The sequence below is a fragment of the Marinifilum breve genome (genome assembly GCF_003202155.1).
In the GTDB taxonomy this organism is placed as follows: Bacteria; Bacteroidota; Bacteroidia; order Bacteroidales; family Marinifilaceae; genus Marinifilum; species Marinifilum breve.
In genome coordinates, this window is the sequence record NZ_QFLI01000002.1 from 548888 (window position 1) to 568992 (window position 20105).

17 protein-coding genes are annotated in these 20105 nt (G+C 35.4%); 4 read left to right on the forward strand and 13 right to left on the reverse strand.

Going from position 1 to position 20105, the window contains the following annotated elements; translation table 11 throughout:
- Positions 1–337: 337 nt before the first annotated feature.
- The 3 genes from DF185_RS06330 (at position 338) to DF185_RS06340 (ending at position 3977) form a co-directional block, all read left to right on the forward strand.
- Positions 338–1051 carry a hypothetical protein gene (locus DF185_RS06330; RefSeq protein WP_133249975.1) on the forward strand — a complete coding sequence of 238 codons (714 nt, stop codon included), beginning with the start codon at positions 338–340 and terminating at the stop codon, positions 1049–1051.
- A 213-nt stretch (positions 1052–1264) separates the two neighbouring features.
- Positions 1265–3460 carry an alpha-L-rhamnosidase-related protein gene (locus DF185_RS06335; protein WP_133249976.1) on the forward strand — a complete coding sequence of 732 codons (2196 nt, stop codon included), beginning with the start codon at positions 1265–1267 and terminating at the stop codon, positions 3458–3460.
- A 13-nt stretch (positions 3461–3473) separates the two neighbouring features.
- The gene (locus DF185_RS06340; protein WP_110360137.1) at positions 3474–3977 is read left to right on the forward strand and encodes a GNAT family N-acetyltransferase; all 504 of its coding nucleotides are present in this window, start codon (positions 3474–3476) and stop codon (positions 3975–3977) included.
- Between the two features lie 457 nt (positions 3978–4434).
- Here the strand turns inward: DF185_RS06340 and DF185_RS06350 are convergent, their stop codons facing one another.
- The 13 genes from DF185_RS06350 to DF185_RS06410 form a co-directional block, all read right to left on the reverse strand.
- Positions 4435–5520, reverse strand: coding sequence for a S41 family peptidase (locus DF185_RS06350; protein WP_133249977.1), 1086 nt, complete (start codon positions 5518–5520; stop codon positions 4435–4437).
- A 47-nt stretch (positions 5521–5567) separates the two neighbouring features.
- Positions 5568–6434, reverse strand: coding sequence for an alpha/beta hydrolase family protein (locus tag DF185_RS06355; protein WP_110359899.1), 867 nt, complete (start codon positions 6432–6434; stop codon positions 5568–5570).
- A gap of 21 nt (positions 6435–6455) precedes the next feature.
- A complete protein-coding gene (locus DF185_RS06360; protein ID WP_165835962.1) occupies positions 6456–7550 on the reverse strand; it encodes a serine hydrolase domain-containing protein in 1095 nt (364 codons plus the stop codon).
- A gap of 50 nt (positions 7551–7600) precedes the next feature.
- On the reverse strand, positions 7601–8203 hold the full coding sequence (locus tag DF185_RS06365; protein WP_110359901.1) for a hypothetical protein: 603 nt from the start codon (positions 8201–8203) through the stop codon (positions 7601–7603).
- A 102-nt stretch (positions 8204–8305) separates the two neighbouring features.
- Positions 8306–8965, reverse strand: a complete 660-nt coding sequence (locus DF185_RS06370; protein ID WP_133249978.1) for a hypothetical protein — start codon at positions 8963–8965, stop codon at positions 8306–8308.
- Positions 8966–9010: 45 nt separating this feature from the next.
- Positions 9011–9970 (reverse strand): hypothetical protein, encoded by a 960-nt coding sequence (locus DF185_RS06375; protein WP_110359903.1) that lies wholly within the window; start codon positions 9968–9970, stop codon positions 9011–9013.
- An 18-nt stretch (positions 9971–9988) separates the two neighbouring features.
- The gene (locus DF185_RS06380; RefSeq protein WP_110359904.1) at positions 9989–11035 is read right to left on the reverse strand and encodes a hypothetical protein; all 1047 of its coding nucleotides are present in this window, start codon (positions 11033–11035) and stop codon (positions 9989–9991) included.
- Positions 11036–11361: 326 nt separating this feature from the next.
- Entirely contained in the window at positions 11362–13716 is a 2355-nt protein-coding gene (locus DF185_RS06385; RefSeq protein WP_110359905.1) for a TonB family protein, read from the reverse strand.
- A 332-nt stretch (positions 13717–14048) separates the two neighbouring features.
- On the reverse strand, positions 14049–14828 hold the full coding sequence (locus tag DF185_RS06390; protein WP_110359906.1) for a hypothetical protein: 780 nt from the start codon (positions 14826–14828) through the stop codon (positions 14049–14051).
- Between the two features lie 160 nt (positions 14829–14988).
- Entirely contained in the window at positions 14989–15693 is a 705-nt protein-coding gene (locus DF185_RS06395) for a hypothetical protein (protein WP_133249979.1), read from the reverse strand.
- A 39-nt stretch (positions 15694–15732) separates the two neighbouring features.
- On the reverse strand, positions 15733–16872 hold the full coding sequence (locus tag DF185_RS06400) for a hypothetical protein (protein WP_110359908.1): 1140 nt from the start codon (positions 16870–16872) through the stop codon (positions 15733–15735).
- A gap of 97 nt (positions 16873–16969) precedes the next feature.
- A complete protein-coding gene (locus DF185_RS06405) occupies positions 16970–17344 on the reverse strand; it encodes a DUF6331 family protein (RefSeq protein WP_110359909.1) in 375 nt (124 codons plus the stop codon).
- 446 nt (positions 17345–17790) lie between these two features.
- The gene (locus tag DF185_RS06410) at positions 17791–18192 is read right to left on the reverse strand and encodes a hypothetical protein (protein ID WP_110359910.1); all 402 of its coding nucleotides are present in this window, start codon (positions 18190–18192) and stop codon (positions 17791–17793) included.
- A 1535-nt stretch (positions 18193–19727) separates the two neighbouring features.
- On the opposite strand from DF185_RS06410, the gene DF185_RS06415 reads away from it, so the two are divergent.
- Entirely contained in the window at positions 19728–20105 is a 378-nt protein-coding gene (locus DF185_RS06415; protein WP_110359911.1) for a hypothetical protein, read from the forward strand.

The window sequence follows — 20105 nt, forward strand, 5'->3', positions numbered from 1 at the left end:
TTAGGTCTAAATAAAAATGCAGTTCCCTTAGCATTTTTTATACCAAACCTGAAAAACAACTACTAGCCACCATTCTAAGCAAGTAAATATTATTTAGAATTATTCTATCAATGTCCGATTCCGTTACATCACCGTCCGTTATTGAACTTATAAGACCTACAAGTCTTTATTTACTTTACAATAACATTATAAACTCATCCAAACAAATAAAAGGTATAATTAATTGGAACCGGATATTTAAAACTGTTTTAACAAGTTTTTAACTTTCATCCTCCTTATTATTAGAATTGATCAAAATAAAACCATTATCTTGTATATCAAACTAAGACATACACCTATGAAGAATCTATTATTATCCTGCCTTTTTATGATTGCCATATCATTATCGGCTTGCAAAAATGAAAAACAAAGCAAATCGGTTGATGTCCCTGATGGGAAAGAAAAAATAACAGTAACAGAATTGATTGATGGCAACACATACTCATATATCAAAGGAAAAAATGAGAATGGTGAAATTTGGGTTGCAATCAGAAAACAGCCAATTGAAATTGGCAAAACCTATTTTTACAAAGATGCATTACCAATGAAAGATTTTCACAGTAAGGAATTAAATCGAACCTTCCCCTTAATCTATTTCTTAAATTCCATCTCATCTAAGACTGCGAATAAAGCAAGTATTTCCCATGGGTCACAAATGAAAAAACCAACTGCTGTTAAAGTTGAAGTAGATATCAAGGCCAACAAAGATTTCACTAATATTGAAACGATATACAAAAAGAAAGATCAACTGGTCAATTCAATTATTAAAGTAAAAGGAAAAGTAACCAAATTCAACAAGAATATATTAAACATAAATTGGATTCATATCCAAGATGGAACAGAACACAATGGAAATTTTGATTTAACAATCACCTCAACCCAAACAGTTAGCGTTGGCGAAATAATTGAATTCAAAGGCGTTTTAATTACCAATAAAGATTTTGGAGCCGGATACAAGTATGATGTACTTTTAGAAAAAGCAGAAAAATTAAATAACACAAAATCTCAATAAATTTTATAATAAACTTTTGACTATTTAATTTATTTTATATAATTTTATTAGTAATCTCAATTACTACATACAACATTACTTTTTACCCACTATGAAAAAACGGCTTCGGTCGTTTTTTTGTTACATTATCGCATACAATCGCTCTAAAACATACCATAACAATTTCAATTAAAGATCGTTTTATTAATTTTAATGCTGATTCAAAACGAAATTATGCAAAAATATCAGCGAATTCAACACATACCTTTTATACTTACTCTTCTCACCATAGTGAATATGCTAAGTTGTAAATCAGACAACAATTTAATCTACAAGTCCAATCAATTTAGCATCTACCCAAACCGTGTTGAACAGAGCGAATTCATTGCTATTGCCGAAAATAAAAAGGAAATCAACTCCTCATACCCATATGTACAAAACAACAAGTGGAAACTAAAACGCAGTTTGTTTCAATATCCTGCATACCAATCGAATCATGAAATTTTAAATGCGACATACAACTTATCATTAGAGGAAATAGATCGAAAAATTCTAAACGACAGCATCTTCTCCCGAGAAAACATCACAAGTACCAACTTAGGATATTCTGGCATGCTATCACTGGCAATACTTCATCCTAAAGCATGTCAAAATAGCCTAATGCAAAGGGTAAAGAACGACAGAATCGTTCAAGATCCAGGAACTGGAGGCTCCTGGCCCATTAGTTCAGATCGCTTGATATGGGCTACAGCCGCTTGGGATATTTACAAAGTAACTGGCGATACCGATTGGCTTCGAAGAATCTACTTTATTATAAAAAACAGCATCGACGATGACATCAATTTAATATGGGATTATCATTCTCATCTTTTCAAAGGAGAAGCCTCATTCCTGAATCGTCAGGAACAATCCTATCCCCAATGGATGACTCCTACCGATATATATGAAACCTATTCCTTATCCAACCAAGTAGTTCACTACAAGGCTTTGCAAATTCTTATCGAAATCGGAAACCTCCTTAGCAAGGATACACAAAAATACAATCACATCTCTGAGGCATTAAAAAAGAGCATCAACAGCAATTTTAAAATCGAAAACAAAAAATACCTTGGCCTATTTCGATACAACAAAAACAATTTAATATCTCATCATTCCGATCCACTTGGCGAATCCCTTGCCAACATTTGGAACATCAAAGAGAATTCAGTTGAGAACATTCCAATACATCAGTTTGGAGTTGCTTGCTTCCATCCTCAAATTCCAAACGCAGCCAACTACCACAACAACAGCATTTGGCCTTTTATTCAGGCAACCTGGAATTGGGCAGCAGCTGAAAACAAAAACACAAAAGCAGTACTTTGGGGACTTGCATCTTCAATTAGATCAACAGCATTATTCTTAACCAACAAAAGAAGTTTTTTAATTGAGAATGGAGATTTCCAGCACACAACAAACGATTCTTATTCAAACCTTTTAAGTGCCTCTGCAAGCATCTCCAATTTTCTTCATGTTCTAATGGGAATCAATCTCACAACAGAAGAATTGGAATTTAAACCAGTTATTCCGCGAGAATTCAAAGGAAAACAAGTACTAAGCAACCTCAAATACAACAAGGCAATCCTTCATATTGAAATACTCGGATTTGGAAATAAGATTAGTTCTTTCACATTTGATGGCACGCCTTACAAAAGAGCCGTTGTGCCTAAAAACATCGAAGGGCATCACAAAATTGTGATTAAAATGAACAACGAAATCCCAATTGATGAAAAAATAAATGCAGTTGAGCATTCCTATTCACCAGAAACTCCAAGCTTATCTTATACAAACAATCAATTAAAGTGGAATAAAACCAACAATGCTACCCATTATAAGGTTTATCAAAACGGAGAACTTTTACTCGAAACAAAAGACAACTATATGGTTGAAGTTAACTTCTCCCAACCTGTTGAATTTTGCGTACAAGCGGTAGATAGCTTAAATCAACACTCCTTTCTTTCCAAACCAGTTCTTCTTTATGAAAGTAGATATGAAAAATTCCTGGAAGCGGAAGCTTTTCAAAGCAAAAGAAAATCACCATATATCGTTTTAAAGAAGACGGATAAAGAACCATACTATTTTCAGGTTAAAGCGACTCGAAATGGAAAGTATAAGCTGAGCTTCTTATATGCAAATGGGAATGGTGATATCAAAACCGGAGACAAATGTGCCAGTAGAAGTCTCTGGCAAAATAACGGATACATAGGTTCAATTGTTTTCCCTCAAAGAGGAAAAGGAAAGTGGAATGATTACGGCTACTCCAATTCTTTTTATGTGGATCTTAAAAAAGGTCATAACTTTTTCAAAATTAGTTTCGAAGAGTTCAACAACAACATGAATGGTGAACGCAATGATGTTCGCATAGATAAAATTAGATTATTGAGATTGGACTAATTTAATGAGAATCATGAAAGTGGTGATAGAAACAGAGCGATTACAATTAAGAGAGTTTTCTCTTAAAGATGCTCAAAGTATGTTTGATTTAAACTCCGACCCTGAGGTGATTAAATATACTGGTGATCCTCCATTCGAATCTGTCGAGCAAGCCAAATCATTTCTTCAGAACTATGACGATTACAAAAAGAATGGCTTTGGCAGATGGGCAATGATCACAAAAGAAGAAAAGGAGTTCATTGGCTGGTGCGGATTAAAGCTAAACGAAGAAAACCTCATCGATCTTGGCTTTAGAGTCTTCAGGAAACATTGGAACAACGGTTACGCCAGCGAAGCAGCAAAAGCATGCTTGACCTATGGTTTTGAAACATTAGGGTTCAATCAAATCATAGGAAGAGTCATTTCTGAAAACACAGCTTCCATAAAAGTTCTCGAAAAACTAGGAATGCAATACTGGAAAAGTGATACATGCCACGGATTTGACAATGCCAGATACTACCGAATAATCAAAACATAAGCCGCTATTATAAAAATATCCCTGCAAATTAAAACTCGCAGGGATAACATCGATTAGTTAGTTTAGTGGTTAGCTGAACTCACACTTAATTTGTCCCTTTACAAAACAACATATTTTTCAATGTAAAGCAAGTTAATATTGCCCCAATTAAGGTTAATCTAAGTTAATTCAACTAACTTCCATTTAAAGCGTGAAATCTAGTCACACTCTCCCAAAAACCAAGATATATGCGTACAGTTCGCACACACAAGACAAGTGGCAGAAGGATTTGTCCAATCAAAATTAAAGAAAGAAGCTACAGCAGTATTCAACTGCGCTTCTCGCTCATAAAATAATTCTTCTCCACATATCGGACATTTCAATAGATGTCCCTTTACCTCCACTTTTTGTGGTTCTGGCTCTGAAAATAATCCCATTTTAAAAAAAAATTTATTCCTATTATAGCATTAAGCATTATTTATTTTCTCATACTATGTATCGCATACTCCAACACCTTATCCGTACCCTTTTGCAATTCCGACCATTTATTCTTTATTAACGTATCAGGTACAACCCCAACATCCTCAAGCACATTATCATTCCAATCATTTGTTTTTCGTTCTGATAATCGATACTCCCAACCATTAGGAAGCTTTCCTACATGTGTATCGGCAAAAACGCCGGAGGTAGTATCACCAACAAGCCTCACCTGAGGCAATGTTTTCATCATAAGCGTAAACAATTCAGCAGCACTTTGAGTATTTTGATTGGTCAACAGCACAATTTCCTGATTTTTATATCCACTATCCTCACTAGGATTCAACACCCAATAATCTGCATCCTGATATTGATTGATTCCATCAGGATTTCGCAAGCGTGAAACAGCATACCTGCGTTCCTCTTTCGCAAAGTGTTCAGCCAATTCCTTTACAGGACCAGAATAACCTCCAATATTATCACGAACATCAACTACATAAGCCTTGGCATTCTTATATTTATTCAGAAAAGCATTGATCGACTCATGAACCTGATCAGATCGATTACTCATTTCAGTCATATGAATGTAGGCAATCGAATCTCTCAACCATCCAGTGGTAAAAACATCTCGAATACCCATTGGCGGCATAAAAGAATACAATCTCAAAGAGTTTTCTGATTCCTCCAGGTAATGATCCTTTATTACATCCAATGAGAAATCCTTTGTTGGCATGCGAAAATCAAAAGACAACAAATCGAAATAATTTAAAGACGGCAGATCAAAACCCGAAAAGTAGATTTCATTAAAGCGATAGATATAACAATGCTTATCGTCCAGCTTTTGCAGCACCTCTCGAAAGATTTCAAAAAGCTCATCATCACTTGTGTTCTTATCAACCAATTTTGAATAATGCTCATACTCCTTCTCCCAATCGACCTGCTTTACTTCAAAAAGAGCATACCTTTCCTTATAAACCTTAAAGAAATACTCAAAGCTCTCCACAGTTTTTCCTTTCTCTCTCCCCAAGTAAAACCACGATCCCATAAGAATCAATAGAACAAGCACAGTTACAATTCTCTTTTTCACGACTTTAACCTTTAGATTACAAGCGAAATAAGCATTTTACCAATTGATTACTGTAAACTTTTTATAATCACCTTTGCCAATTCCATGCGTTTGTCCGAAAAGGAATGATCGCATGCATGAAGCACATGAATATTCACATCGGCAATATCCTTATGATGCTCCTTAAATGCCATTTCCAACTCCTTGCTACTAAAAATATGAAAGCTGACATTGGAGTGTAAAGCTGTTTCCAAACTCATCTCTTGATTGAATATGATTTCATTCACAAAATCAGCTCCCGAACTCAGCTTAATACATGGTCTTTTTTCCACATTCGAAATGTATTGATTCAATTCCTCCTCCGATTTTGATTGCAAAGCATTATAAGCATCCCATGGATCTATGGAAATGATCGTATTTAATCCTTCAATTTCTTTTCCTCCCAATATGGCAATATCAGCTCCCATACTATGTCCACAAAGACTAATTTTACTGGTATCTATTCTAAAGTATTTCGCATTTCTCTTTAGATATATCACCAAAGACTTAATATCCTCTATGGAATTCTTGTAATTAAATACCCCTTCGTTACCCCATGTACCCGAGTAAGAAAAGAACACTGTATTATATCCCTGTCTTCTTAAGAATTGACCAGTTTCTTCATTCTTTTCAAATCCTGGGTTACCATGAAGAAAAATCACTGTAGGTTTTGCATTCGATCCATGAGCCATTAAAACTCTACCTACCAATTTATGATCTCCAGATCGAAATAAGATCGGCAAGCTCTTTGGCATCTCATTTTTGCTTTTCACAACAGGATCATGATCCAACAAAACAATCTCATCACTACTCTTTTTAATCTCCTTTGCATCCTGTTTGCAACTAACAAACAATACGATAACTAGTAGGTGAGCAACAAATAATTTCATATTCATAGGTATGGGTTTTAGTTTCTATCAATTCTTTTTGCATTCAGGATGTATCTCTGTCAATGCCTTTATTAAATGCTCCAAAGGAATACATTCATCTTTTCGAATCCCTCTATTGTCGGCATTGATGATAATCACCAAATCCAATTCAGGAACAACACTTATAATCTGCCCTCCATTTCCCGGTATAAACCAAGAATTAAATCCATATTCCGTTTCTACCATTCGCCATTGAAAACAACTGTAAACCGTATGCTTGATTTCAATATATGGCTCAAATGTTTTTTTCATCCATTCCGATGATACCACTTGTTTGTCCTTCCATTTTCCCTGATTCAGATGCAACATACCATATTTAGCAATATCTCTCACTTTCAGCTTCAAGCCACCACTCATATCGCAAACTCCATTCTTGAAATACCAGTCATATTCTTTAATGCCCAATGGTGCAAAAAGGTTTTCATTGGCAAACTCATCAGCATTCTTCCCTGTCGCTCTTTTTATGATTTCGCCCACAATAATATTATTGGGACCACTATATGCATAAATACTGCCTGGCATGGTATCCATTGGCAACGCCAACGACTCCTTCAACCAATCCTCCTTCTTATCCATTTGCACGCCCATATTTTGCGGATCATCAACAGCCAAAGCATGCTCATCCCATTCAAATCCAGATGCATTGGTCAACAAATGCTTGATACAAACCCTTCTTTTTAAAGAATCATCAGCTAAAACGGAATATTCCGGAAAGAAATTCAACATCTTTTCATGCTCATCCTTAATCCTTCCTTGATCAATAGCAATACCCATTAATATGGCAGAAAAACTCTTTGTGGTTGAGGCTAAAAAATGCATCTCGTTTTCATCCCAGTCATTATAATACTGCTCTACCAACAATTCGTTTTTGTGAAGAAGCAAAACTGAATGAACATTACCATATTTTCCTTGGCAAATATCTTCATTCACCTCCACAAATCGAGTGGTATCAAAAGCATGCTTCTCAAGTGTCGACACCATCAGACCGTCACCCTTATCAACCGGAATTCGATAAGAGCAAACCATCTTCTCTTTACATCCTGTAAAACCCAGGATAATTAGAACAACAATTAAGATTCTCATGCATTTATTATTTTTAGAAATCATTCACTTTTCAGCTTTTAAACAGATCCCTACTCATTAAACTTTATCGCATCCGATTTTTTCCCTCGATAATACACAATGGCAGAGATTTGCTTACTCATGTACTTCTTTTTCATCTTTTTCGCAAACTTCATCAAATCCTGCTCAATGCTATTATTAACCAAACCTACGGTAAGCGCTGATTTCCATTTGATTCCCCCACCTATTGTTTTCACCATATCATATGACTTAACAGGTTCATTCATTACAAAGAATGGAATCCCATTAATTTTCTGAACAACTGCAAGCTTATCGTTCTCAGGTGTTTTCTCATCCGTGAATTTAATGGCAGTCATTTGTTTCCCATTCGAATACACTATAGCATCAAACTGTATATTCTCCTCGTGGTATGCTTTTACCAACTTTTTTACATACTTACTCACCTTTGTAGAAATGGATTCATTTATCAAGCCTCCTGTGATAAAAGATCCCCACTGTATTCCTTTTCCATCACCTTTTACAATCTCATACTCTCTAACAGGTTCGGCCAACAAATAAATTTCTACTCCATTTACAGAACTTACTCTTGCTTTCTCTTGTGCATTACTACTCAACACTAGCAACAAGAATAAAATTGATAATACATTTCTCATTTTGGGTTTTAATTTTTTAGGTTTTTTATTTCTGGATCAATCACACTCAATCTGATCGATCTTACTTCATTGCATCTTTATATATTATATGTGTACAACAATTTACTTCACTTCAAATCGTACTGGTTTAATTTTGATTTGATCCGGCAGATTCACGAACGTACTCCTGTTCATCTCAAACACACCCTTTTTCTTTAGCTTCACACTAAATTCCCATACCGTATTATGCACACCATTTACTACACTCGTTCTAATCGACCTGGCATTCACCTTAAAAATTTCATTCTCTTTAAGTTTAGCTGTAAGCGATCCATTCAAACTTCCACTTAACTTGATTGTAATTTCTTCTCCCACTCTTCCTTCCTTGGGCATTTTAATTTCAAAAGACTCCTCAGGTTGTTCTATTACCTCAACAATTACTTTATTGGAAACAAACTCCCTGTCCATCATCTTTATAGTATAAGGTCCCAATACATTCTTTCCTAATTCCTTAGGCACTTCTCTTACAAAAGTTCTAAAGTCATGATTCTGATGATAGTCACCAAAGAAACCATCACTACTTTTTGTATCTCTACCTTTAAAAATATCACTATCGATTCCTTCCAATGTCAAACGTACCTTTACACTCTTACCCACTATAATGGTATCACTTAAGGCTTTCGCTTTTAAATTAACATCCCTTTGTACACATGCTACCATGCTACAGCAAACGAGCATCAATAACAGTAAATTCAATTTATTTTTAATTCTAAACAGTTTCATTAGCTAATCATTCTATTTTAGTACACTTTACACAAGAAAGGATCTTTAATGTGTGTTCTTCTTAATTCCAAACCTCTTGTTCTGATAATCAATCACGACTACATCATTTAGAAAGAGAGCATTGCCAGTCAAACCAAACACATTGTTCGATTCATAGAAAAAATCATACTTGTTCGACGGATCATAGTACACCTTAAGTTGAGGCAATACTTTCTCTCCAAATCTCAACTCAACATTGGATTCCAAACCAATGATTTTTTTCTTTTCACCCCAAGAATTGATTAGCAATGAATCAACAGCCTGGCTATCGCAAATCATTTTGGCATTCTTCTCGGGTGCTGACAATTGAAACATACTCGCTCCTGTATCAAACATCACTCTCAACTCCTGTCCATTCGCAGTAAATGGCAACAATAACCTGTTGTCTTCATTTTCCTTTAAAAACTGAAAAGGGATAAATGAATAATCTGAGGCATTCATTTCCGAAGCATCAGTTATACTCATTTTACTGTTCGGATAATCGATAACCAACACCTTACCCTTCAGAACATCTGTCCCAATACTGCCAATCAATATTTCAACTTCAGGACTGAGCGAATCTACTGGAACCTTCACTCCATAGCCTTGCAAGCTTGCTGCATTCACGTTGCAATCAAATACGTCACCTATCTTTATATCCAAATTGTTGATTTGAGGGCATTCACGCATATGAAACTTGCACAAATTAATGGTATCCAACTTCCTCTTTAAATCAGGATACTTCTGATAAAAACTGCCAATGGTATTGCCCCTAATTACCGACTGAGTAGAACCAAGATCCAACTGCATTAAAAATCGGTTTGGCAAATTTTCAATCTGCACAGGCAACAGAATAGCCAATTTCTCAATATACCTTCCCGAAACACTGTCGTTTACCCATTTAAATTCAGCAAATTCCTGAGCTTTCATTTCATTCTGCATAAAAGCCAAGGCAAGAGTCACAAATACAAGTATTCTTATTCTCATATATTCAGTTCACAAACATTAAAAATCAAAGTCAAATCCACCATCCGAAACAGAATCAAACCAGCCACCGCCGTCCGATTCAAATGCCGATTCAAACACACCACTATCACTGGTATCCAAAAGCGAATCTCCTTCAAGCAAAGTACTTCCATCAGAAGCCGATAAGTCTTCAATGCTTACATCCTTATCAAAAATGCTTCCTTCAGCAGCATCCATTCCCGATTCTCCAATCTCACCAAACAAATGCCCATCTTCATTAATGATTTCCGCATCAGAAACATGAATATTTCGGTCAAAACAAAGCTCCGACCACAGCACAGAGTACAACAAGAAATCACTAAATCCATAATATGTATAAGGAGTTCCCGCATAACTTGATGGCTTAACCTCTTCACCACTCTTTTTAGCCTGCTCTTTCTGAACAATCAATCGGTTGGTCGATTGAATCTTCACATCATCCACTCGAATTCGCTTTTGCAACTCAAAACTCAGGTTGTTTAGGAATGAATCAAACTTCTGCTTGCTATCATTTATATAGCGGTCGTAACGCTTTTGATTCTTAAACACGCCATTCAGCTTATTTTTCAGCTGTTCACCCTTCAAATCACCAAACTCCTTCAACAATCCACTTACAATAATCTCAATAGGATATTCATTTACCTTATGGTTTCGATTCACACTAATCTCAATCAAATACTTAAACTCCTCATCTTCGTGCTCCAATACCATCCACAAAGAATCAAAGTATTTCGACATGGTCTCATCAATCTCAATGGAGTACTTGTCCATAGCAAAATCCAAATCAGCTTTCTCTCCTTTGGTATCAAAATAGATCTCGATATCATCATGATTGATTCGAATCACATTATCAATCCCCATGCAAGCAAATGTGGAATGCATCTGCTGTATGATCGAAATGGCTTTTAAAGTTTCAATCTCTTTCTTATCTCCAACTTTTCCACCTGTAATATGGTAAAACAGCTTCCTGAAACTCCCCTCAGGTTTCTCAACCTTAATGTGAGTCAATTGCTCCGGATCAACAGTTACTTTTCCTCTTAAAAACATATCTAACTTCTTTTGATTTTCAACAATTAAGCATCCTGATTTACAATAACACAGCACACGAAACAACAGCTATAACATTTTAGCATTACATAAATCACTACTAATTTAAATAACATTAATTATACTTCTAATCCATTTCCCTATAGATTCATTTTAAATTAGTAAACAGTAACACATCTATTGCTAATTAAATTCTCCGCATCCAATCCCCAGAACAATAAAAAAGAGCCTCCTTATTCGGAGACTCTTCCTGTTCTTTATCTTCTAAACTTGATAAACATCCTATGCCTTTAATCAATCACCTCTAACTAGAGCCTGAAGACTGATCAACTTCCAATCCTAAACTCAATCGGCAATGTGTAGCATACTCGTACAGGCTTTCCTCTTTGTTTACCTGCTACCCATTTAGGCATTGCCTTTACAACACGTAAGGCTTCTGCATCAAGCAAGGCATGAACTCCTCTTACAATTTTCACATCTACAACACTTCCATCTGTATCAATCACGAAATTCACGAACACTCTTCCTTGAATCCCATTTTTACGAGCTGCTTCAGGATATTTTACATTTTCATTTAAATACTTGGTCAAAGCAGCAATTCCTCCAGGAAAGGACGGCATATCTTCAACCAGTACAAATGGCAAATTCTCATCTTCCTCCTCCTCTTCTTCATACACCTCTTTAATCTCAACCACATACTCTTCATCTGCATCTGAATCCTCAATCTCTAAACAATCCTCTAAAGCGGCACCTTTTACACCAGGTTTGGTCATTCCTCCAATAGCTGAATTAGAAACACCTTGAGGAAGTGGAATAGGTTGTTTCACACTGTTTTGTTTCCCTCCTTTATTCGAGACAATGGTATCAACTGCAATAAACGAAGTGTATTCTGTTAAAAGATTATATTTCAAGCCCAGATCTGTAATTACTCTTTTTAAGCTATCCCTGTTAACATTATTACTCCAACCATCTTTACCCAAATTATTATAATCCCCCAGAAGGCGAATTTTCTCCCTTGCCCATAGATATCTTAAAGCTCTGTTTTCACTCTTATCATTCTTAATCTCTATAGATTGGGAAATGGCTTTTCCTCCACTTACTCCATTAACAATCAACTTTCCTTTGGCACTTCCTCTGTACTTTCCCGAGATCACAATAGGACGCTCTGCAAACAGATCCGGTACCACCTCAGGCATAACATCATAAGCATTAAAGTCTTCAAATCGATAAGTGACATTGGTCAGAACCGGCTGCGAAATGTATTTTTGGAACTTTTCAGCTACAGACTTTGCCTCCTTTTCGTTTATGGCAACAAATGGCTCCCCATAACCTACATGCGCCATGCCTTCAATAATGTATCGATTTACACCGCTTCCAATTCCAAAAGAGAAAAAGTTAGCATTCCCCAAATTCTGACGAATGTAATCGTAGGTTTGCTTTTCAACACTAACAAAACCATCAGTCAAAATCACAAACGAACGGGCAAAATCATCTTTCTGATTCATACCCATTGCGGTCTGCAATGCATTTAACAACTCGGTCCCTCCATATCCACTACTATTGCCCATAAAATGGATAGCCTTCTCAATGTTTTCTTGTGTAACAGGCAAGGATTCTTTAGCATAGGTCTGCGAGCCACCCGCAAAAAATACGATATTGAACAGATCGCTTGGTCTCAATCCCCCTAGCAGGTTTCGCATCAACTCCTTAGAAATATCCAATGGAAATCCATTCATCGAACCCGATACATCTACAATAAAAATATACTCACGCGCAGGTATATTTTCAGGCTTTACCCTTGCTGGTGGTTGCAGCATTGCCAGAAAGAACTTTTCTCCTTCTGCATTGTCATATACCAATACGCCCGTTTCAATCTGCTCACCAGCCAATTTGTACTGCAATATAAAATCCCGATCACCACCATATGGATCAGCCATTGTAATACTTGCGCTGCTCTTTCCTGTATATCCAACTTTATTTTCGTGCGTTTCACAAAGTACACTTTGAATTGCAATACCAGCATTCAAATTCACTTTCAAATCAAGTCTCGATCTTGGTTCAACACCCTCCTTTAAATAAGGATTACCATTCCAATTGCTCTTGTTTCCGGATTGATACTCTTCCTTACTAGCATATCTGGGACCAACAACAGTAGGATATATAAACTCATAAACCTTATCGGTAGGAACAAGCAACTCCGTATACGACATGTCTACCTCAACAGTAGCTCCAGGCACAATATTGGCCACACTCATTTTAAAAACATTGGCACGCTCTTCTTCAAGCAAGGATGCTGTTTTCCCCTTCTTCTTTGCTTTATCGTACATCTTTCTGGCCTTCTTCTTCTCCTCTATCTTTGCCCTGATCTTTCTATCACCAATGCTCATCTCCATATCATAAACCGCAGCTCGCGTTGATGCCGGAAAAACATAAATGGCTTCAATGGTCGACTTCCCTGTATTTGTATAGATTTGCTTTACATTTACATCGGCAATTACCCCCGATACATTCACATCTACTTTCGTAGATTTTAAGGGCAATCTAGCAAGTTCTCCCTCTCCGGTAAGCACAACGAAGTAAGGCGATTCTCCTTTGCCTGTATCTTTTGCAAAAACAATACAAATACAATTAATCATTATCAAAGCCAGCAATACAATCTTCCTTTTCCAGTTCATCTTCATACCAATCTGTTTTTAGTTCAACTCTCGATACCCTCACCCCTTTTCCCTTCACTCAACGGTATCCTACCACTAATATAAACACTACAAACTAAACCTTTAGTTTAAACTCTTGTAAGAATCATTTTAAATAAACACCAACACATCTTTTGATAAGTCACAATCCTTTTAATACATTACAAAAAAAGAGCTTCATTACTGAAGCTCTCTTCGTATTTATTCAAATTACAATCCCTATCGTATCAATTTTATTTGCAGCCATTTAAAACCGTTAAATATCAGAACCAAGGAGCTGAAACTTAAGCTCAAAACATCCCTCATCCATCAACTTCATGTTAACTGGCACCCATTGCACTTTTCTCAACAATATAATCTCTCATTCTAATCGGTAAATCCTCAAGAACAACTGCCTGGGTATGATTATGCGAATCAACAAGCATAGTACTCATACGAATCCTACTCATACTATATTCATCCTGAATCGCATAAAGCTCTTTCGTGTAAACAGAAGCCGAAACTTCATAAGAATACTGTAATCGGTAAAATGATTTAGAATTTCCAATCTGAAAACTTGGTAATTTAATCTCCGACTGAATCTTTGCCGGTAATATTTTGAATCCAGACTTTAGCATTTTTAACAACATCACCTTTTTATAGATTGGAATACTAACAATCACAAAACCAGGCGCTATCAAAACAAACAAAAGACTGATACTATCAATTCCAAAAGCACCATTCTTTGTTCCATTAATTCTTGATATACCCAACTCATCCTTTACATACACAACAGCAACCGTATCCCCCACACCAATCGATTCTTCGTAGCCAAACGATTCTCCTGTAACTCTGGCATTCTCCAGGTAAAACTCATACTTGTATTTCAAAGCCCTCTTTCCATTCAACGAAGAATTCGTTTCCTGCACAGCCAACACAACTCCTTTTGTTTCAGATACCGATTCAGCATCATACTTTGAATCTTGAAAATCAACACTAGGCAAAAAAGCCATTAATATGATCGTTGGTACAAATAATACAAACAATCCCATTGTAACCAACTTTCCTGAAAACAATGTCTTCACCTTTAATCCAAATGGAATTTTATTCAATTGCTTCATACTATCAAATTTTCATGTGTTTAAATTTTCTTTTAGTTGACACATGGAACTCACAAGAAATTTTAATCATTACCCTTTTATGTAATTTATAAGATTAAAATTTACATGTTCGTTTTATACTTTTCCAGTTAAAATCATATGCTTTGGATAAGCAATAGAATTACCATTCAACAAGCCTTCCATCAATATCATAAGAAACAGACCTATTGCCAATTTGATCTATTCTTCCATTTGTATCATAAGAAATATCTGTATCTCCAATTCTTTCCACTCTTCCTTGTATATCATATTCTATTTCAGCCTGGCCTATTCCATCTATCCTGCCATGTATATCGTATGATATCTCATCTGAACCAATCTCATCGATCCTGTCATGTATGTTATAGGAAATATCCTTAAATCCAACTCCATCTATCCTACCGTGTATGTCGTAGGATATCTCATCCGAACCAATCTCATCAATCCTGCCATGTATGTCATAGGAAATATCCTTGGAACCTATTCTATCCACCCTTCCATGAATATCATAGGAAATATCTTTCGATCCAATCTCATCAATCCTGCCGAGTACATCATAAGAAACATCCTCGAAATCCATCCCCCCATCATCTTCTTTCGAAGCAGATCGATTTTTATTGTTGCAATCATTCACAATATTATAAAGCTCCAATACATTATACGAATTCGTATGCCTTTCATTTCTGAACCTCATAAGCTCTCCGTGCTTGCTAAAAACAACACCCTTTACCTTCAAGCATACGCTACCATTTCTCTCTATCAAACTTATCTTTTCATCCTTAGCCGTAACATCAATGGCTACCAACAGCATAAGCGATATCAATATCACTTTAAATGTATCTTTCATCTTTCACTAATTACTTTATCCTTTTCACTTCATCCTTTTTCACTTTCCCCTTCTCTTCAATTCAACCTTTAAGGATTTTCCTTCAGTATTGGTCCAAACCCCTACAATGCTTTTGTTGTCATCCGATACAGTTAAACTAAACTCTCCTGTATTATCATCATTCTCATTGTACACACTTAAAACAAGCCCATTACCTTTCGCTTCTCCGCTCAAGTGAATTGTTCTGCCTATATTATTGTACAAATAAACCCCACTAACATATTCATCCGAATACTTATCAAGCACCAATGTAATAGGATACTTTTCAGCAATATGACCGTAGAATATTTTTTCAGAGTAATGCGTTTCAAAATCCCCAGGCTTTTCATCGAAAAGAAGATTCAAACCATACTTCGACAAAAGCGGCTTAATCAGTGAATATTTCATTGTATTTTCAAAATCTCCAATAGCATCCAAGGCTCTCAAGGCATGGTTCGAACATCTTCCACGATAAACAACCAACTCCTCTTTCTTTAAACAAAACTCTTTTGAGAAGCTATACTCTTCAATTGTCTTTATACAGTCCTCATAAATGGAAACTTCATCATAAGAGTCTTCAAGATCACTTTTTAAACTCTCAATTAAGCTTTCATCATTTGATGCTTGAATTTCTTTAAGGATTTCCGAAATCCCCTGGTAAGAAGATGCAATAGCAGCCTGAAGACTCAACTTCCTCTCATTATTGATCATCTTCTTAAAAATTTCATAACCATCTACAGTAAAAAGATCCGGCAGATAAACCACCTCTCCATTGCGCAAATCAAAATTCTCATGATCAGTAGAATAAGAGCTATAAGCCCCCATAAACTCTTCATTCAATTCAACTGACAAGAACGCCTTATTATTCTCAATAATTCTATAATCAACCGATTGCCTCCCATGAAAACGATCTTCTTGTGGCCAATCCTTTTCAAACACATGCTCTTTCTCTTTCCCAACAAGCAGACCAAGTCTATTCATCTGAAGAAACTGATTAACAGCATTCGACACCTTTGAATCTTCCGAAACCCAAAAAACAGGAAAGGATGATGTCATTCGATTATAAGCATTTTGCTTACGATAAACCTTCTCCACTTTCAATTGTGCAGTTCCTACAGCAGAATAGCACAACAAAACCATTAGTATTAAATTATATTTCATTCTCTATTTAAATTTATCACCTCATCCCATTACTCAAATTCTTGTAGTTACCTCCCCTTCTCATTGAGGAGAAGGGGCTGGGGTTGAGGTTTTTTCACTATACTTTTCGAATTTGCATTACGATATGTTGAAGCAAGTCCAAAAATACTTTTCTACTAATCAATTGATTCAAAAGACCACTAATTAAAACTTCATCATCCAACAATTCAATTTCTCTAATCATTTGATCAAACAACACTACTATATTTGGTATTCCAACCTTCTTACAAGCTTTTATGATATCTTCACCCAGAAACGAGAAAGCATCTATACCACAACATTCAGCCACACATTCCACCTCTATATGTTTCCAAAATATTTTAGTAGGATCAAGTAATGAATCAATATCTTTTGGTTTTACTGATTCTGAATCAAATTCAATCCACTCAATCCATATATCATTTCCAATACTTATATCTTTTGATCCACTCATTTACAATTTCAATATTTCTTCTACACTTCTTACTTCCTGAAACCTTCTCCTACCACCTCATCCCAACTTTCTCTATACTCAATTTGTTGCACTCAACTTCTCCTCGAGGAGAAGGGGCTGGGGGTTGAGGTCTTTTCATAACACACCATTAAGCTAGCAACCTTCCATACCTCCTAACAAAAACATCTTTAATCCCTACCTAAAAGGTGTTGTACTTGTTGTTCATATTGATCTATTGGTATTGTAATCTTCTGTTGGTATAGGTGTAAAACTCCTAGCGTGACACGATAGAAATGAAGAGGAAAAATTCTACTCTCCACCTTCATGGTCTAAAGCCACACTTACATCACTCACATCTTCTTTATGTATAAATTTAGATAGTATATTGATTTATACCTCTGCATTAAATTTGTTAGAATGAATTTTTAAAATAACTGGAGTAACTTTTATCTAAGACTATTGTCATTTACATCATACACTTTATATACAGATATATGTGACTTTTTGGTTATACCACGATGAATGACTTCAACCTGCCAGTAATATGTCGTACCTACTTCTAATTCTTTTACGTCATAGTATTTTTGCTCAAGATTTTTTGCTTTTACTTCAAGATTATCTCCAGTTGTTCCAAGAAGCAGGCTATATTTAAAATCATGATGTTCTTCACTTTCTACGTCCCAACTAAACTGATACCTTTCGCTATCATAAAATTCTAAGTAGCTTACTTTATTTAATATTATTTCCACTTCCAGCTCTTTGGTATCATCATTATCGCAAGAACTAAAATTACATACCATCAATATTAATAGCATATACTTACTGATTATTGTCCAATGGTTTTTCATAGTTTAATTATTATTTAAATTATATCGGAATTACTCTTATTAAAAATTTCTATTTACTCCACTATAATTATCACTCGTATAATTATCCCTTCTACAAACCAATTAATAAATCAATTGGAAATTCTCATTTAACTCTAGCAATGAACAATCTATTCATTTACAAATTCAAGACACTTTTCCTTTACACACACCATATCAGTCAGAATTGAATATCCTTCAATACTTTTATCATTTTTAAACATTACTTCTTATTCAAGTTTGCAATAAATTCTCCGCAAAATAATGTTTCACCCCCCACCTCTAACTTCAAATACACGACACCTAACCTCAAAACTATAATTATATTCAACACTAAATATCATCATACAATAAAACTACACAGTTAAATTATCTCCATCAAAAACAATGCCATTGTACACATATATTAAAAATATATTTTTTCTAACAAAATACTACTAACCACAAGCAAGTTGACAAACAGAGAAAAGACGTTCATGTAAACAAAACACACTTTCATTATAAATTACTGAACTTTGAAGTGACTAAAAGTTCATTTTTGGTAAAAACACACCCAATTCATCAATTATCATATTTTGAATGATTCTAAACAGCATTTGTTTAAGTTTTCTTAATATTATCTGAAATACTAGCAAATTCAATAAATGCAGGTTAAACATCTCAACTTTTTAAAACCCTACATTTCAAATTTATTTTGTATTGTTAATTATTCTTTCATACATTCGAGATGAGTTTAGCTAAACAATACGATATATATTATCAATTTACTGCATTAGCAAAGAACAAGAGAAGGATTTGTGAGAAGGAAATGAATGCATTGTTAATTGCAAGCACTTACATGACTGACAGATCGATTTAAAATTAATCCAAAACAAATTACACAGTCATTTAGCCCTCTTACTCATGTTTTAGATACGTTAAATCATTTTACAAGTACACTAACACATGCTACAGGTACTCTTAACCTGTCAATCAGTCCTCTTCATCATTGTCCAGATCCATTTAATCTGACAATTAGTCCTCTTAACGGTACTCCAGATACCCTTAATCAGTTTACAGGTACACTTACACATGGTCCAAATCCAATGAATTTGTAAATCCGCCTGCTTCATCATTGTACAGATCCATATGATCTAACAATTGGTACTCTTGCTTTTACTACAGATAATCCTTATCAGTTTACAAGCACATTTACAAGTAGTCCAGGAACTTTTAACTTGCAAATCAGCCCTCTTCATCATGGTACAGATCCATTAAATACTACAATTGATCCTTTTAATGACACTACAAATGATCTTATACATAGTACAGATTCATGTTATTTATAAATGAAAACTGGCAAACCATATATATTCCTCCCTTTAAACCTTAGGCAACCACTGCTACCATAAGGATACAGGCAACTGTATCAAACTACTACCCTCCTCACGCTTTTGTGAGTTGAATACCAATTTACTTTCTTAATTTCCGGTAAGTGCTAAAAACAAGAAGTCACTTATTGGCTAATATTCAAAAAAATGATAGCTAGACAATCTAGTAAGCTTCAAAGCTACCAGCACCTCGAAGAGGCGTTGAACGACAACCAATCGGTATTCGAAACCGATGAATCTACAAAAGCTCAAATCATGGTATTTACAGGATACCATACCAAATTGCGTACATTACGTAACGATTTGAATGAGCCAACACAGTGGATCACCAAGGCAAAACGAGAATTGTTCGAAGAACTTTCCGACAATTCCAAGTTGACAATCGTAGCTCTAATACGTTTCGCCAACGATACCAACAACCAAGAACTACTCAATAAGCTGGATACCATACAGGAAAAATTATTGAGAACCTCTCAAAGCATACGTCTCGATGCTGCAGAACAATTGCACGATTTGGCACTTTAG

Coding starts and splice junctions, on each gene's coding strand:
- DF185_RS06395 (WP_133249979.1), bottom strand. CDS start 15,693: ATGAAAGATACATTTAAAGTGATATTGATATCGCTTATGCTGTTGGTA.
- DF185_RS06355 (WP_110359899.1), bottom strand. CDS start 6,434: ATGAATATGAAATTATTTGTTGCTCACCTACTAGTTATCGTATTGTTT.
- DF185_RS06375 (WP_110359903.1), bottom strand. CDS start 9,970: ATGAGAATAAGAATACTTGTATTTGTGACTCTTGCCTTGGCTTTTATG.
- DF185_RS06340 (WP_110360137.1), top strand. CDS start 3,474: ATGAAAGTGGTGATAGAAACAGAGCGATTACAATTAAGAGAGTTTTCT.
- DF185_RS06410 (WP_110359910.1), bottom strand. CDS start 18,192: ATGAAAAACCATTGGACAATAATCAGTAAGTATATGCTATTAATATTG.
- DF185_RS06390 (WP_110359906.1), bottom strand. CDS start 14,828: ATGAAGCAATTGAATAAAATTCCATTTGGATTAAAGGTGAAGACATTG.
- DF185_RS06330 (WP_133249975.1), top strand. CDS start 338: ATGAAGAATCTATTATTATCCTGCCTTTTTATGATTGCCATATCATTA.
- DF185_RS06360 (WP_165835962.1), bottom strand. CDS start 7,550: ATGAGAATCTTAATTGTTGTTCTAATTATCCTGGGTTTTACAGGATGT.
- DF185_RS06415 (WP_110359911.1), top strand. CDS start 19,728: ATGATAGCTAGACAATCTAGTAAGCTTCAAAGCTACCAGCACCTCGAA.
- DF185_RS06380 (WP_110359904.1), bottom strand. CDS start 11,035: ATGTTTTTAAGAGGAAAAGTAACTGTTGATCCGGAGCAATTGACTCAC.
- DF185_RS06405 (WP_110359909.1), bottom strand. CDS start 17,344: ATGAGTGGATCAAAAGATATAAGTATTGGAAATGATATATGGATTGAG.
- DF185_RS06370 (WP_133249978.1), bottom strand. CDS start 8,965: ATGAAACTGTTTAGAATTAAAAATAAATTGAATTTACTGTTATTGATG.
- DF185_RS06400 (WP_110359908.1), bottom strand. CDS start 16,872: ATGAAATATAATTTAATACTAATGGTTTTGTTGTGCTATTCTGCTGTA.
- DF185_RS06365 (WP_110359901.1), bottom strand. CDS start 8,203: ATGAGAAATGTATTATCAATTTTATTCTTGTTGCTAGTGTTGAGTAGT.
- DF185_RS06385 (WP_110359905.1), bottom strand. CDS start 13,716: ATGAAGATGAACTGGAAAAGGAAGATTGTATTGCTGGCTTTGATAATG.
- DF185_RS06335 (WP_133249976.1), top strand. CDS start 1,265: ATGCAAAAATATCAGCGAATTCAACACATACCTTTTATACTTACTCTT.